Raw genomic sequence first — 15,970 nt, forward strand, 5'->3', positions numbered from 1 at the left:
CCAGTGATTTATCTTAATATCTGACCATAGTATTCATCTCTTCCCAGTTCCTTATACATAAACGCTAAAAAGGAAAAAGCCTCCCCTCACTCTGGAGTGAGGGGAGGCTTTGGAGCAGGACTTGTCCTATTTGCTACTGCTTATTTGGCAGCTTCAGTTGCTGCTGGTGCATCCGCACTTGGAGCTGCAGTAGGCTCAGAAGTTCCAGTGTTTGTTGTTCCGGATTCATTTGCTGCAGCGGAGCTTTTCGGCAGATTGATAACGACTTTCAGATCATCCATGCCCTTCTCCAGAAAGGTCTCTAGACCTTTGGAAGCCAGTGAACTCTTAATGCCATCTTTCTGTTCATCCGTTAGCTGGTCAAAGGTTTTATCCGTGCGGGATTCCACTTCAATAATGTGATAACCATAAGTTGTTTCTACGGGTTCACTGATTGTGTTCAGTGGTAAGGTCTGAGCAGCCTTTTTAAATTCCTCCACATAGGTGCCAAGAGCCTTGTCCTTATATTCGCCGCCAGCATCTTTAGATCCGGTATCATCCGAATATTTCTTGGCAATCGTTGCAAAGTCAGCACCAGCATCCAGTTGTGCCTTTACATCCTTAGCCAGCTTCAGCGCGTCCGCATTGGTGCGTGCCTTGCTGTTGGCGTCAGTTAATCCTATTAGTACATGGCGCAGCGTGGACACTGTAAAGTCGCCCTTCGTCGCTTCGAATTCTTTCGTCACCTGATCATCGGTTACTTTAAGCAGCATATCCTGGTAAACCGTCAATACACGCAACATGTACGTATGGATGTCAGCTTCTGTAAGATCCTGCTCCTTAAGTGTACTCTCATACGTGTCAGCCAACCCGGTTTTCAAGGAAGCTACTTGAGCGTCAGCCTCTTTCTCCGCTTGTTTCTTAGCTTCATCCGTTGCTTTGGTTGCTAGATATTCAAAAGCGACCTCCTGCTTCAGGATAGACTCTTTAAAGGCATCAATCTCTAAATACTGCGCCTGTTCTGGAGAAAGGAATTTCATAATCTTTTGATCCAGGGCAAATTCCTTTTCAGTAATTGTTCCGCCAGTATAGGTGGCTACGGCCTTACTATTGTCCTCGGCGTTATCTGACTTACTGCTGCATGCAGAAAGCATCGAGAAAGAGACGGCTGCTGCCAGTGAGACGAGCAGCACTTTCCAGGCTTTTTGTTTATTTAACGACATTGTGTAGTTCTCCCTTCGATTTAAAAGACTGTTTGACTGCTTCCAGAAATTGTTCGAGCAAGTCAAGCAGCTCTTTGTCCTCAAGCCCTTTAGACTTCACCCGGATAGCCGCTTTGGCTTCCCTATCAAATTGTACACGTCTTTCAAAGCGATTTCCAACCTTAGCAAGCTTCGCTGTATCAAAATCTCCGGTGCGACCTTCAAAGAAATTAAGCGCTACCTCTTCCCCGCGTCGAACCATGGAGTCGATACCGTACATTTTGCCATAAACCTTCAAACGGGCTACAGACAAGAGATTGATGACAGCTTCCGGCAGTTCACCGAACCGGTCAAGCAGCTCGTCCTCAAGCTCGGAGGCATCCTCAAAGGAGGTAACTGCCGCAACCTTTTTATAAATCTCAATCTTCTGGATACTGTCGTAAATATACTCAGAAGGCAGATAGGCGTCAATGGACAGATCAATGACCGTGTTGCCTTCTTTAAGCGATGTATCTTCCTCGCCAAGTACAGACACCTTGCGTTTGCGGATTTCCTCAGCCAGCATCTGCGAATACAGATCAAAGCCGACGGAAGCGATAAAGCCATGCTGCTCTGCACCCAGCAAATTACCCGCTCCACGAATGGAGAGATCACGCATCGCAATTTTGAAGCCAGAGCCAAGCTCCGTGAATTCTTTAATCGACTGCAAGCGTTTCTCCGCCACTTCGGTCAGCACCTTATCCCGCTGATAGGTGAAATAGGCGTAGGCGATCCGATTGGACCGACCCACCCGCCCCCGCAGCTGATACAGCTGTGACAGGCCCATTTTGTCAGCATCATGCACAAGCAGCGTATTAACATTGGGAATATCTACACCCGTCTCAATAATGCTCGTACTGACCAGCACATCGTACTCTCCGTCCAGAAAATCGAGAATGGTCTTCTCCAGCTCCGATTCCGACATTTGACCATGTCCGATACCCACCCGTGCCTCAGGAACAAGCATCGAGATTTGAGCAGCCATTTCCTGAATGCCCTGAACGCGATTATATAGATAATAGACTTGCCCACCGCGGGCTAACTCACGCTCAATCGCTTCCCGGGTAAGCGTCTGGCTATGCTCAACGACGTAGGTCTGTACAGGAAAGCGATTCTCCGGCGGTGTCTCAATAACAGACAGATCACGCACACCAAGCATAGACATATGCAGGGTACGGGGAATCGGAGTTGCAGTCAGAGTTAGAACATCTACGTTAGTCTTGAGCTTCTTCAGCTTCTCCTTATGAGTCACGCCAAAGCGCTGTTCTTCATCGACAATTAATAGACCCAGATCTTTAAAGATCAGATCCTGCGACAAAAGCCGATGTGTCCCAATGACCACATCCACCGTTCCCTGCCGAACCCCTTTAATCGTCTCATTCTGCTCCTTGCGACTGCGAAAACGGCTGAGCACTTGAATATTAAGCGGATAATTAGCGAAACGTTCTCGGAAGGTCTCGTAATGCTGCTGCGCCAAAATGGTCGTCGGAACAAGCACAGCTACCTGCTTCCCTTCGATCGCCGATTTGAAGGCGGCACGAATCGCCACTTCTGTCTTGCCATAACCTACGTCTCCGCACAGCAGCCGATCCATCGGACGGTTCTGTTCCATATCCTTCTTAATCTCATCAATCGCCCGCAGTTGATCCCGTGTCTCCTCGTAGGGAAACATCTCTTCGAATTCATGCTGTTCCTGTGTATCCTTCTCAAAACCATAGCCCAAAGCACTTTGGCGTTCGGCATAGAGCTTGATCAGATCGTCAGCAATATCCTCTACTGAAGAGCGAACCTTATTGGTAACCCGCGTCCACTCGTTGCCGCCAAGCTTGTATATCTTCGGTTCCTTCTCCTCGGAGCCTACATATTTTTGGATCAGATCGATCTGTTCAATGGGCACGGAGAGCTTATCACCACCGGCATAGAGAATATGCATATAATCCCGATGAATGCCGCTGACCTCCAACGTACCGATCCCCATATACTTGCCGATACCGTGGTTCTGATGGACGACATAATCGCCGATCTTCAGCTCCGTATAACTCTTGATCCGTTCAGCATTGTCTATACCTTTGGATACTTTACGAGCCTTCCTCTGCTTCTGAGAGAACAGCTCTCCTTCGGTAATCACAGCCAAATGGATCGACGGCAGCTCAAATCCAGAGCCTAGATTTCCCTGAACAATGGTTGGCTCAGCAATATCATAGTCATATAGGATTCTACGGACACGTTCGATCCGTTCCTCGCCATTAGCAAGCATCATTACCTGCACACCTGATTTATGCCAGCGTTCCATCTCTGACTTCAGCACATTCATCTGTCCATGGAAATCCTGCATCCCACGGCTGATAAAGCCTAATATGTTCTGTGGCTGAATATGCGGAACCTGACGTAAAAAGATAGACATAAACAGGCTTTGAAACGGACGTTGGTACATCACTACATCACTTTCGACAGAGAGCGGCATATCGGGCAGCATTTTACCGTTTTGCAGCAGATGCAGGTTCCATTCCGACTCGTCTCGTTCGAGCTGCTTAGCCGTTTCTAGCAATCTGGCCGGCTCATCAAGAATAAGCAGAGTGTCCTCCGCCATGTAATCATATAAATGAGAACGTTCCGGATATAGAAGACTAATATATTTATAGATTTCAGGAAAATAAGTACCTTCACGCAACATTTCCAGTTCACGGCCTATTTCTTCCCGTAAACGAATCTTTGCTTGCCGGTCTGTCATTTTCTCCAACTGCCGCTCCAGCAGTACGGAGGCTTCTTGTGATGCCACTTCCTGGCGAGACTTGTCTGCGATAACTTCCTTGGAGGGAGTAATAGTCACATTGCGCACTTTATCAATAGAACGCTGATCCACAGGGTCAAAGGTTCTAATGGAGTCCACTTCATCATCGAACAGCTCCACCCGGTAAGCCAGAGGACTAGTCATAGGATAAAAATCAACAATTCCGCCCCGCACGCTCAATTCACCACGGTTCTCTACCCGCTCCACCCGCTCATAACCCATCTCAATCATGGACAGCAAAAAGGCTTCCAGCTCAAGTGTCCCATCTTGCGTAACTGTAAGCTGGGCCTGGGCCATCACATGAGGGGAGGGGAGCAGTCGGCGTACGCCGGAATAAGGGACCACAACAATGCCCCGGAAGCCTTGGGCACATTTTGTCAGAACCTCAATTCGCTGGGCCAACGTTTCCGGACTGGAAACGGCAGCTTCCGCGGCAACAAGTTCATTGGCAGGATAGAGCAGTACGCGTTCCGGGGAAAGCGCTTCCTGTAAATCATCAGCCATTTTTTGGGCTGAAAACATATTATGCGTTACCACCAGCAGTGGACGCGTTGTCTGTTCGTGCAATGCCGCAAGCATAATCTGTCTCGCAGAGCCAGATAAACCTGATATGAGCTGTTCCTTCATACCTGCAGCGATACCTTGGGTGACTGACTGAAAATCGGGATCCTTGGAAAAAGCTTCTATAAGACCTTGTAACAACAGGCGCACCTCTCTTACTGAACAGGCTACCGGCTAATCACCGCCGGCACCTATTATAATTGGAATCGAAAACAAGCCTCAGCTGTAACGCCAAGGCTTGCGGATGACGATAGAGACAGGCGCTTCCACCTTACTGAAGCGGACTGGACAGCAGGCTGAGTTCCGGGTTGTTCTCCAAGGCTTCCTTGCAATAATTGCAAGTAACCTTTACCGTGACCTCGCCGTCTGAATCATACGCTATGATATCTCTGCGCTCCGCAGGGGTCAAGAAATGAAGGCCCAACTGCATTTCCGTAGCATCACTTCGGTTAATGCTTCCGAGAAATGTCCGGCAGTGCCTGCAAACATAGTTTATTGCCATCTATATGCCTCCTGAGGGTAGTATATACCTCCAGTATGCCCTGCTTCGCCATCTTTAGCCTGAAGTGGCGTGAGCCACTTCCCTATTTAATTAACCGTTGAATTTAGCCATCGTCTGCTCAAATGTATGCTGCAGGCTGAACTCCAGAGCGTCACATGTATCCATGATCATCTCTTTGAGTTTATCTCCATCCTTCTTGGGGAAGGTAGATAGCACATAATCCACTATGGCAAAACCAGGCTCAGGACGGGAAATACCAATCCTTACCCGGTTAAAGCTTTGTGTACCTGTATGCTGTATGATGGATTTAATACCGTTATGCCCTCCGGCACTACCCTGGTAGCGCAAGCGAATTTTCCCGATCTCTGTATCAAGATCATCATAAACGACTATCATATCCTCAACCTGTACTTTGTAATAATCCATGTATGCACGAACGGCTTCACCGGACAGGTTCATAAACGTCATCGGTTTAATCAATACAGTCTTGACCCCACCGATCACACCCTCACCGATCACCGATTTGCATTTGTTCTGGTTGAAGGATATTCCGTGTCTGACCGCAAGCTCATCCAAGGCCATGAAGCCGACGTTATGCTTTGTTTTGGCGTACTGCGGTCCGGGATTTCCTAAGCCGACAATCCATTTCATTGACGAACCTTCCCTTTCATCCGACTCTCCGGCAGGAGAAGTCCGTTTTTGGTACAATAAGTCTTATGGACTATGCTCTTGCAGTAATTAGGCCGAAATTATATTCGAAGACAGGTGATGAGCCATGTTACATCAGGGCGAGATGTTGACGCTTCAGCGCCACTTTCAGTACCATATTCAAAATGCTGTGCCTGTTGAAATTTACTTGGACAACGTACACGTTGATATCGGTGTTCTGACAGCGGTGGATGAAAGCTTTGTTGAATTGCAGGGAACCCTTTATAATCGCGGTCTGTTCATCTTTATCTCCCGGCCCGGGTATTAAAGCAAGACGATAGCCTCCGGCATCACGCCGATAAGGGTTACATCTCCGTGAACGGAGATGTAACCCTTTTTAAAAATATTAGAAAGGATGCTTTATCTTATCCCTTTTAATATTTCTACGAGAAATGGAACTGCCCATTTCTACTTGCTATTAGCGAATGTATATATTGCAGGTTGTTATACCAGCAGGTTATTCAATCTCGAACAATTTGCTGATCGACAACTCTTCATGAACACGAATAATGGCCTCGCCCATAAGCGGAGCCACGGACAGCACCTTGAGCTTGGACGTTGGATTTAAGCTGCGAATTGGAATCGTATCCGTCACGATAATTTCTTTAATCGGCGAATTCTCCAGACGTTCATGAGCAGGACCGGATAATACAGGGTGAGTACAGCAAGCGTATACTTCCTTTACGCCGCCTTCCATCAGTGCATTGGCTCCCAGTACAATCGTTCCGGCAGTATCGATGATATCATCGATTAGAATCGCTGTTTTGCCTTCAATGTTCCCGATAATATTCATGACTTCGCTGACATTGGGTTCCGGACGACGCTTGTCGATAATCGCCAGTGGAGCATTCAGAAAATCAGCAAGCTTTCTTGCACGCACTACACCGCCATGGTCAGGCGATACAACAACTGGATTCTGAATTTGCTTGGAACGGAAATACTGCGCCAAAATGGGCACGCCCAACAGATGGTCCACCGGAATATCGAAGAATCCTTGAATCTGCATCGCGTGAAGATCCATCGTAATCACACGGTGAGCGCCAGCCTTCTCGATCAGGTTTGCAACCAGTTTGGCTGTAATCGGATCACGGGAACGCGCTTTACGGTCCTGACGGGCATAACCATAATAAGGAATAACCACATTGATGCTCTTCGCGGAGGCGCGTTTGAGTGCATCTACCATAACCAGGAGCTCCATTAGATTATCATTAACCGGACCACAGGTTGACTGCACAATGTAAACATGGCAGCCCCGAACGCTTTCCGACAGCTTGACCTGAATTTCTCCATCACTGAAACTTGTCGTATGTGATTCACCCATCGGGATACCGATGTAGTCAGCAATTTGGCTTGCAAGCTTAGGATTAGAGTTACAGGTGAAAATTTTTAATTTGGAATCACAATAAGTCATAAAATATAAACCCTCCGTGACGGAATTTAGCTTTCCAAGGCGCCGGCGCGGATATACAAGTCCGTCCGGCGCTTTATAGCAGCGCTTTACGATGGACCCGGCTTGTCTTTCTTCGCTTTCGCACGGGAGCGGATCTTCTCCGCATATCCCGGTTTGTTCTCCTGCCGCACTCTAGCTATGGCAAGATCATTCTCTGAAACAGAACGTGTAATCGTCGACCCGGCTACAACAAAAGCACCTTTACCAACAGTGACCGGAGCAATAAGGTTAACGTTGCTGCCGATAAAAGCATCGTCAGCAATAGTTGTCTTAGCTTTGTTATAACCATCGTAATTTACGGTTATCGCGCCACAGCCAACATTAACATTCTTGCCTACAGATGCATCACCTATATAACTAAGATGAGACACCTTTGAGCCGTCGCCAATAGTAGCGTTCTTGATTTCCACGAAATCACCAATCTTTACTTCTTCCCCAATCACAGCACCGGGGCGTAAATAAGCAAAAGGCCCAACGGTAGTCCGTGCGCCGACTTGTGCCTGATTCAGTACGGATTGCTTAATTATTGCTCCGTCCATGATCTGGCAGTCTTCGATTTCACTGGAGGGGCCAATCAGGCAATTGTCTCCGATCACGGTTTTCCCTTTCAGGAATGTGCCGGGATAAAGAATTGTGTCAGTTCCAATGATTACATCCGTCCCAATATAAGTGGAGGCAGGATCGATAATCGTCACACCATTCAGCATATGTTGCCGGTTGATACGTTGACGCATAATACCTTCGGCTTCTGACAAAGCCAGACGGTCATTAACACCAATGGACTCTGAGGCATCCTTAGTCTGAAATGCCAGAACAAGATCCCCCTGTTCCCGCAGAATGCTGATAACGTCGGTTAAGTAATATTCTTGCTGGTTATTATTATTAGTAACCTTCTCCAAAGCCGCGAACAGTTTGGCGTTATCAAAACAGTATATACCCGTATTAATCTCGAGTATGGCTGCCTCTTCAGCATTGCAGTCCTTCTGCTCGACAATCTTCATCAAGCCGCCATCTTCGCTGCGTATAATTCGTCCCAATCCAACTGGATTGTCCATCACAGCAGTCAGTACAATTGCAGCTGCCTGACGCTCTTCATGCAGCGCCATTAATCCTTCCAGCGTCTCCGGGGTAATAAGCGGAGTATCACCGTAGGCAACAACCGTTGTTCCCTCTTCGCCACCGAGTAGATCCTTTGCCTGTTTGACAGCATGACCGGTGCCGAGCTGAGTCTCTTGCAGCACATATTCCGCTCCTTGCCCAACATAGGCTTTAACCTTCTCAGCACCATGTCCGACAACAACAATAATGCGCTGGCATCCGGTAGCCTTTACTGTATCAAGCACGTGCCCTACCATTGGCTTTTCGCAAACGGGGTGCAGCACCTTATATAATTTAGATTTCATACGCTTGCCCTGGCCTGCGGCAAGTACAACAGCCATTCTTTTCAAGAATGCCAACCTCCTACTCTTGAACTCACTACTGAATATATCTCATTCCGGGCAAAAAGAAAAGAGAACCATTAAGGCATGGTTCCCTTTTCTTCGAACCCCAATAAAAAACGGCATGACCATACGCCGCCCAAAGGGCAGCTGTCTCAGAAGAGTACGCTTAAACTAAGCTCCCTCTTCGATGACCTCTTCTTCTTCCGTTGCGGCGCGATCGTACTCGGCCAGAACCGCGGATTGAATCTTCTCGCGTGTTCCCGAAGAGATCGGGTGTGCGATATCGCGGAATTCGCCGTCCGGTGTACGCTTGCTGGGCATTGCAACAAACATCCCGTTATTACCATCAATCACGCGAATGTCATGAACAACAAACTCGTTATCGATTGTAATGGATGCAATTGCTTTCATTCTCCCCTCAGAGTTGACGCGGCGGAGTCTTACATCCGTAATTTGCATGTGTGTGTTCACCACCTTTTTCCATCAGAGACTTGGTGTATAATTCCACACAGCAAAGCGAATTCCTTCTTTTGAATTCCATAAAATGCCTATATAAGAAGATTATTTTTTAGTATCCATTGATTTCGACAGATATCGGGCGCTTTTCTAAGTATTCCTGTGGGATTCGACAATCTTCTCGTATTTTGAAAAGATAGAAAATTGACGTTTTTGAAAGTTAAGAGGAGAAATAATTCCCGGGATACGCTGAAATCCGCCGTACCTTAGAGTCCACCTCATTAAGCTTTACAAGAGAAACATAGTCATGCAATAGGCGTTCCTCTGATTCGACAGCGCCTGATTCCACCAATACCCCTACGCCAGCAACCTCCGCATTGAACTCACCAAGCAGATCAACCATACCGCGTACCGTCCCGCCTGCTTTCATGAAGTCATCCACAATCAGTACCCGTGATTTCTCCTTGAGTGCCCGTCTGGACAGTGACATCGTATGAATGCTCTTATGTGACCCAGATACATAATTTATGCTTACTGCGGAGCCCTCTGTGACCTGATGATCACGGCGCACCAGCACTACAGGAAGTCCAAGCTGGGCAGCTGTCGCATAGGCTAGCGGGATCCCTTTAGTCTCCACTGTCATGACTACGTCGATATCCACACCGTGGAAAGCGGTCGCGATAATCTTTCCCGCCTGCTCCATTAAAGACGGAAGCCCAAGCAGGTCTGACATATACAAATAGCCGCCAGGCAAAATCCGGTCACTTTGTTCCAATTGTCCGCACAAACGGTGTACGAAGGATAATGCCATCTCTTTGGGCATCCTCGGGATATAACGAACTCCACCCGCTGCTCCAGCCAAAGTCTGCAGCTCACCCATGCCTTCGCCCTCAAACACCTCTTTTATAATTGCCAAATCCTCACTGATGGATGACTTGGCCGCTCCGTATCGCTCAGCAAATGTAGACAGCGGCAGCAGGTCATGCGGCTTGTCGAGTAAAAATTGGGTCATGTCTACCAAACGCTGACTTCTTTTAAGTTTCTTCACGGAATGCTCCTCGCCAAAACCGAATATTATAGAAAAATATATCACTTTTGTACGGGTTTATACAAGAGATCATGCTAAGTAAGCGATCGCACCGCATAGACTTCCTTGCAAAATCCGCGCAGACCGTTATAGATTCTTGCTACCTTGGACTGCTTGGACACCAGACCGAATACAGTTGGCCCGCTGCCGGACATCAGCACACCGTCCGCGCCGAGCTTAACCATTGCTTCCTTGAGCTGCTGCACCTCTGGGTGCAGCTTTAAGGTTACATCCTCAAGCACGTTGCCCAGCTTGTTGCACACAGTGCCAAAATCCCCAGCTTCGATAGCATCCTGCATCTCGCGTGCTGACGGATGCACGACAATATTATTGCTGCGTACGCGTCCGTATACCTCTGCCGTCGATACATTAATCGGCGGCTTTGCCAACACAACCCAGCATTGCGGCGGGTTGGCTATCGGTGTTAGCTTCTCACCACGGCCCGTAGCCAGGGCTGTGCCGCCAGTGACACAGAACGGGACATCAGAGCCAAGCTCGGCGCCCAGTTCCTGCAGCTCCTGCATGGGAATCCCCAGGTGCCAGAGCCGATTGAGCCCGCGCAGCGTAGCCGCGGCATCACTGCTGCCGCCAGCCAGGCCAGCAGCTACCGGTATTCTTTTGTCGAGATGGATATGTACGCCACTCTGAACATTATAGCGGTCCTTAATAAGCCTTGCCGCCTGGAAAGCCAAATTCTTCTCATCCAGTGGAATATATCCAGCTTGACTTGATATTATAATCGAATCTCTCCGCAGCTCAGACAGCTCTAAACGATCTGCCAAATCCACCATGGTCATAATCATTTCTACCTCATGAAATCCGTCAGCCCGTTTGTGAAGCACATCCAACATCAAATTGATCTTTGCTGGCGCTTTCTCATACATTTTCAAGGCGTTCACCCACCTTCAACTTTTCCCGTAAAAACAACTTAACATATTATATGAGAAACTGGTAACTAAGTCCATTCGGAAGTTTAAGAAAAACTCATCACTGTATCCGTACACAGTAAAAAGACGCTATCTTTTTAGGACAGCATCCTTTGCATTTACATTTTCTATTCTGCAAATGATTACGATTTCCGTGCGGCCTGTTCAGCAAGCTGAATCGCTCTTTTCACCATATTCCCGGCATCCTGTGCTCTGATTCCGCCCCAGCCATCCCGTTCTACGGTTTCGTAAAAACCAAGTTCCTTAGCCAGCTCCGTCTTCAGTCCTTCTGACATCACGCCCCGTTTTCTACGGCTCATGATAGAATCCCTCCTCACGGTAAGTAGATGATGAACTCATTGCCCGCTTAGTATGCTTGTTGCGGTCAAGGTTCATACACTAATTATCTTCTCGCAAGTGGGACTACAACAAAAAACAGCCATCCGCAATGGAGGCTGTCGTAGACCATTAAGCTTTAATATACATAATCCGCATCTGCCCATCATCTTCACAAACTGTTACTTCCACAGATTCGGTAAGGATATCGGCATAGCTGTAGGAGACTCGCTTGAAGGTTTGCTGCTCCTGATCCAGTTTGACAATAAATACAGAAGGGTACGTTTCTTCCAGGACACCGGTACGTTCAACGGTTTTGCGACGACCACCGTTTGCACGCAACGTGATCTTATGACCGACATGAGCGTCGAGACTGCGTTTAATTTCCAACAGCGCGTTATTAGCCATTACCTGACGACCACCTCTTTCCTTGTCCATTATACAACCTTCTACCATCATTGTCAAATTAAATAAATAATTATAGATGATGCGAAAAAAGTTGTCAACGGAATTTTTTTTGAAGATAGCAAAGTCTTGTTAATGGCCTTGTTATACGTAATCTCGATGATCGCTAATCAAAAAAAAGAAAGGGTGAGCTCATGGCTCATCCTTTCTCAGGCCCCTGTCAGGGGCTTAGCGGCTCTTGCTGCCTCGCGCAGCCCCTCTTAACCTTTATACTGCAGAAGGCGTCACCTTTAGCGTAGATAGGTTCTGCAGACGTGGCATTCCGATCCGGAAGCTGCCGCGGGTCTCAATTCCCCCTACTCCCTGACTTCCGCTAATGGTATGGTTCAACACATCGTTCAGATTCACCGTATCCCGGATAGAGGTAAATGAGGCTTTTGCCGCCACATATACCGGGTCTAGAGCATGAATTAGAATCCGTCCGGGAGAGCTGGCGAAATTGGCCCCTGCTCCCAGCAGTGCTTCAAAATGAGATTGGCAAGCACCCGCAACTATGGTCAGGGCATCGAAATGCCTCTCATACTCTCGGGCTACACGGATCGCAGCAACGAAGTTCTGCGAATTTTTGTAACTGCTCAGACTGTAGAGGTCATAAGTATTATGTTGTTTCAACACCCCGTCATGGCCGGTAATTACCACAATATCCGGACGCACACGGGGCAGTAGCCGGTACAGGGTCTCTGCCATGGACGATTCATGGACATGATGCCCTTCAGCGGGAATTCGCAGCTGCTCGTATAAGCTAAGGCTTTTATTCAAATATGAAGGATCGCCGTCAAGATGCAGCACTTTACCTGGCACTTCGAAATAAGCCGCTTCCTTGGAAGACTGGCTCCAGACCCCGCCTAGGCTCTCCCCACTGCGCTGGCTTTGCTCCTGACGATCCTTACGCAGCTGTGTCAATGATTCCTTCGCTTTAATCTGTGCCTGCTGTCCAAGCTCTGTAATACGACTGGGAGGCACCTGTACCAAATCGATCAGTGGAGAATCCGCTAATAGACGAAATTCTGTCCCTTTGATGACGGCCCGATTCTGCACGATATGTTCTACACGGAAGGTCACATCACCGCCATAAGATTTACGAACAACCAAGTCTCCTAAATTCATTCAAACCACCACCTCTATCCCATCGTATGGGCAAAGGTCCCTATTGGTTCATAAGAAGTCATGTTTTTAACTTACGCTATACCTGCAGCCAGCAGCACAGTGCTTAATCTGGCGTACTCTTCAAGACTCAGAGTCTCTCCTCGACGGGAGGGTTCGATCCCTGCTTCAGCCAGCAAAGCCTCCAGACGTTCTCGTCCTTCCTCTGGGAAGTAACGGGCTTTTAGATTGTTGGCGATCGTCTTGCGGCGCTGAGTGAAGCAGGCATGTACCACTTCAAAAAAGTGCTTCTCATCCGCTACCTCCACCGGTGGAAGTTCCCGTACCTTCAGACGGATTACTGCGGAATCTACATTTGGCTCAGGAATGAATGCAGTACGTGGCACTATGCAGACAAGTTCAGGGTCGCTATAGTATTGCACGGCGATGCTCAGGCTACCGTACTCTTTGCCGCCTGGAGATGCTGCCATACGTTCAGCAACTTCCTTCTGAATCATGACAACGATGTTGTCGAGTGGCAGTTTCTCCTCCAGCAGCTTCATGAGGATAGGTGTTGTCACATAGTAAGGCAAATTGGCCACAACACTGACTTTATCCACGGTGGCAAAGTCCTCTGTAAATAGCTCTTGCAGATTCACTTTAAGTACATCGTCAATACGAACCTTTACATTTGGATAGGGTGATAATACATCACGTAAGATAGGGACTAAACGCCGATCTATCTCCACCGCGGTTACCACACCTGCAGCTCTAGCCAATTGCTCAGTCAAAGAGCCAATACCTGGACCGATCTCAAGTACCCCCGTACCCTCATTTAATTCTGCAGCATCTACAATTTTGTCCAAAACGTTTTGATCAATTAAAAAATTCTGTCCTAAACTTTTTTTGAACGAAAACTTGTAACGCTGAATAATTTCTTTTGTACGTCTTGGCGATGAAATATCCTCTTTGACACTCATGAAGTACTGCCTCCCAAATCAATTTGTGCGAGAGCGCAAGCAAATTCCTCCCGCGTGATTCCAAACATCGCCAGCCGTTTGTACAGCTGTTTGCCGTTGCAATATCCAATTCCTAGCAAATCCCCAAGTGCCATACGTCTCTCAGCCGCATTGGAGTTTACAAGCATCCCTGCCTCCATAAGATCTTCTATCCCAATAAGAATTGGAGCACCTTCAAACGAAGTATGAACATTCTCCAGCGCATGGCGTATAGCCTCAGGTGATGCGTTCTCTACCCCGATATCTCCTTTACGAGTTGCATCCTTCTCCGGAATGAAGGCGTGCTTACAGCCAGGTACCTTTGCAGAAACAATCTTGCGAATCCGCTCTCCGGCATGATCGGGGTCGGTTAATATAATAACGCCCCTGCGCTCCATTGCGAGCGTAATTTTAGCAATTACGGTACGATCTACAGCTGACCCGCCGGTCTCAATCGTATCTGCCTGTACTGCCCGTTTGATAGCTACAGTGTCGCTTTTTCCTTCCACGACAATTAATTCCTTAATCATTTACTTTCGTCCTTCCCAAAACGCAAAAAGAAGAGGATTCGCTCCTCTTCTTTTTGGCTAAAGAATGTATAAGTGATGAGCGGTAGCTCTGCGAACATTTAGTAATCATTTGCGGTTCCCTAATTATCTATCATCACTATAGCTTATTGACCGATATTTTGCAAAATTTCACGGGTTAGTTGAGCTCTGGTTTTACGGGTCCAATTACGTAAACGGTTCTTGATTTGCGACCGAAATTGCGGGCATGGCTTAGTGAATCATAATAGATATCAAGCTTATTGCCTTTAATTGCACCACCCGTATCTTCTGCACGGCGGAATCCTAAGCCTTCGATATAGACCCACCAGCCGATAGGGATTACATCCGGGTCAACAGCGATGGTCCGACCTTCCGTTACGCGTGTTCCGGAGGCTGTAAGGGTACCAATGCCGGGCTCTTCCCCTGAGTATGCCGTCATCGAGACATTCTTAATCACTTTTTTGTATTCAAAATCTACGCCTGCCTTACTTGTGACGTTGTTGCTGCTTACTTTGACTGATTTGGAGGAGGTTTTGGACTTCGCTTTGGGAGTAGTGGCAACGGCTACTACAGGTTTAGGAATGGCTTTGGTCCCTATGGCAATAATCTTGTCTTTGGTCACCGTCTGTACTTCCTTACCGATCATGCGCATAGAAGCGAGTTCTCCATCTTGGTAGGTCTTCTCGATATGCTGAATCATGACGCCTGGTTTGCCTGCCTGAGCCACTCTTACGGTACCCTTGTAAAGAGAGGGGTCTGCCGTCTTGATAACCCGGAAAGGTAAGCTTGTTGTCCGCTGGACAGTTTGTTTGTTAATGCGGACAATCTTAATTTCCATGTTAGCAGAAACTGTGGTGTCTAACGAAGGGAAAATCTTATCATTTGGGGCTAGGGAAATACCCGCTTTGCTGATCACCTGACCAATAGTATCTTCGGTCGAATACAGCGTTTTTGTTGCTCCGTCTGCAGTAAGGCTAAACTTCTGCGCACGGTTAATTACGATACGGTCGCCGTCTTTTATCTCATCACTTATGCCTGCGGATAATTCATCATGTGGCTGCAGCGAAATTTGTTCATTTGCCAGTACATCGCTAAGTAGCGATTCACGCGTTTCAAGCGTCTGTACTTGCCCGTCTATTACTAAAACTAATTGTTTGCTGCTCTGACCGTGTACGTACAGCAGAATTAATAGCGCGATAGCAATTGATATCACACCTGCAAGTAAAAGTACGCGTAGGTTTACCTGCTTCCACCGTAATGCGAAAGACCTGCTGGATGATTGCGAATCATGGGATACGTCTGGTTGGAATACGCCCATTCTCTCCATCCTCCTTACATAGCCCCGTCGTCCAAGCCTAACAAGATGACTGAATTTTTTCTGACGAAACTAGTTTGAG

At 47.6% G+C, this 15,970-nt stretch carries 16 protein-coding genes; 1 reads left to right on the plus strand and 15 read right to left on the minus strand.

Features of this window, described 5'->3' with window-relative positions; all coding sequences use genetic code 11:
• Nucleotides 1-140 precede the first annotated feature (140 nt).
• The 4 genes from H1230_RS01160 to pth all read right to left on the minus strand — a co-directional run bounded on the left by H1230_RS01160 (nucleotide 141) and on the right by pth (nucleotide 5,725).
• Nucleotides 141-1,202: a peptidylprolyl isomerase gene (locus H1230_RS01160; RefSeq protein WP_239713857.1), complete on the minus strand. Its 1,062-nt coding sequence runs from the start codon at nucleotides 1,200-1,202 to the stop codon at nucleotides 141-143.
• Nucleotides 1,189-4,713: a transcription-repair coupling factor gene (mfd, locus tag H1230_RS01165; RefSeq protein WP_239713858.1), complete on the minus strand. Its 3,525-nt coding sequence runs from the start codon at nucleotides 4,711-4,713 to the stop codon at nucleotides 1,189-1,191. Before mfd ends, H1230_RS01160 begins: the two co-directional genes overlap by 14 nt.
• A 130-nt stretch (nucleotides 4,714-4,843) precedes the next feature.
• On the minus strand, nucleotides 4,844-5,074 hold the full coding sequence (locus H1230_RS01170; RefSeq protein ID WP_154122703.1) for an anti-sigma-F factor Fin family protein: 231 nt from the start codon (nucleotides 5,072-5,074) through the stop codon (nucleotides 4,844-4,846).
• A 90-nt stretch (nucleotides 5,075-5,164) separates the two neighbouring features.
• A complete protein-coding gene (gene pth / locus H1230_RS01175) occupies nucleotides 5,165-5,725 on the minus strand; it encodes an aminoacyl-tRNA hydrolase (protein ID WP_239713859.1) in 561 nt (186 codons plus the stop codon).
• A gap of 124 nt (nucleotides 5,726-5,849) precedes the next feature.
• Between pth and H1230_RS01180 the strand changes: the two genes are divergently transcribed.
• A complete protein-coding gene (locus tag H1230_RS01180; protein ID WP_239713860.1) occupies nucleotides 5,850-6,050 on the plus strand; it encodes a hypothetical protein in 201 nt (66 codons plus the stop codon).
• Between the two features lie 189 nt (nucleotides 6,051-6,239).
• Here H1230_RS01180 and H1230_RS01185 read toward each other — a convergent pair whose 3' ends face one another.
• From H1230_RS01185 to H1230_RS01235, 11 genes are all read right to left on the minus strand, one after another.
• Nucleotides 6,240-7,193 (minus strand): ribose-phosphate diphosphokinase, encoded by a 954-nt coding sequence (locus tag H1230_RS01185; RefSeq protein ID WP_154122700.1) that lies wholly within the window; start codon nucleotides 7,191-7,193, stop codon nucleotides 6,240-6,242.
• Nucleotides 7,194-7,279: 86 nt separating this feature from the next.
• Nucleotides 7,280-8,680, minus strand: a complete 1,401-nt coding sequence (gene glmU / locus H1230_RS01190; protein WP_275591067.1) for a bifunctional UDP-N-acetylglucosamine diphosphorylase/glucosamine-1-phosphate N-acetyltransferase GlmU — start codon at nucleotides 8,678-8,680, stop codon at nucleotides 7,280-7,282.
• A 165-nt stretch (nucleotides 8,681-8,845) separates the two neighbouring features.
• A complete protein-coding gene (gene spoVG / locus H1230_RS01195; RefSeq protein ID WP_020425826.1) occupies nucleotides 8,846-9,133 on the minus strand; it encodes a septation regulator SpoVG in 288 nt (95 codons plus the stop codon).
• A gap of 217 nt (nucleotides 9,134-9,350) precedes the next feature.
• A complete protein-coding gene (purR, locus tag H1230_RS01200) occupies nucleotides 9,351-10,178 on the minus strand; it encodes a pur operon repressor (protein ID WP_239713861.1) in 828 nt (275 codons plus the stop codon).
• Nucleotides 10,179-10,252: 74 nt separating this feature from the next.
• A complete protein-coding gene (gene ispE, locus H1230_RS01205) occupies nucleotides 10,253-11,107 on the minus strand; it encodes a 4-(cytidine 5'-diphospho)-2-C-methyl-D-erythritol kinase (protein WP_239713862.1) in 855 nt (284 codons plus the stop codon).
• A gap of 179 nt (nucleotides 11,108-11,286) precedes the next feature.
• The gene (locus H1230_RS01210; protein ID WP_239713863.1) at nucleotides 11,287-11,463 is read right to left on the minus strand and encodes an alpha/beta-type small acid-soluble spore protein; all 177 of its coding nucleotides are present in this window, start codon (nucleotides 11,461-11,463) and stop codon (nucleotides 11,287-11,289) included.
• A 148-nt stretch (nucleotides 11,464-11,611) separates the two neighbouring features.
• The gene (gene veg / locus H1230_RS01215; protein WP_154122696.1) at nucleotides 11,612-11,887 is read right to left on the minus strand and encodes a biofilm formation stimulator Veg; all 276 of its coding nucleotides are present in this window, start codon (nucleotides 11,885-11,887) and stop codon (nucleotides 11,612-11,614) included.
• Between the two features lie 264 nt (nucleotides 11,888-12,151).
• The gene (gene yabG / locus H1230_RS01220; RefSeq protein WP_239713864.1) at nucleotides 12,152-13,051 is read right to left on the minus strand and encodes a sporulation peptidase YabG; all 900 of its coding nucleotides are present in this window, start codon (nucleotides 13,049-13,051) and stop codon (nucleotides 12,152-12,154) included.
• 71 nt (nucleotides 13,052-13,122) lie between these two features.
• The gene (gene rsmA / locus H1230_RS01225; RefSeq protein WP_239713865.1) at nucleotides 13,123-14,007 is read right to left on the minus strand and encodes a 16S rRNA (adenine(1518)-N(6)/adenine(1519)-N(6))-dimethyltransferase RsmA; all 885 of its coding nucleotides are present in this window, start codon (nucleotides 14,005-14,007) and stop codon (nucleotides 13,123-13,125) included.
• The gene (gene rnmV / locus H1230_RS01230) at nucleotides 14,004-14,555 is read right to left on the minus strand and encodes a ribonuclease M5 (protein ID WP_239713866.1); all 552 of its coding nucleotides are present in this window, start codon (nucleotides 14,553-14,555) and stop codon (nucleotides 14,004-14,006) included. The genes rsmA and rnmV overlap by 4 nt, the downstream gene beginning before the upstream one ends.
• A gap of 175 nt (nucleotides 14,556-14,730) precedes the next feature.
• Entirely contained in the window at nucleotides 14,731-15,891 is a 1,161-nt protein-coding gene (locus tag H1230_RS01235; protein WP_239713867.1) for a resuscitation-promoting factor, read from the minus strand.
• Between the last annotated feature and the right edge of the window lie 79 nt (nucleotides 15,892-15,970).

Source organism: Paenibacillus sp. 19GGS1-52 (genome assembly GCF_022369515.1).
Taxonomy (GTDB): Bacteria; Bacillota; Bacilli; order Paenibacillales; family Paenibacillaceae; genus Paenibacillus_AQ.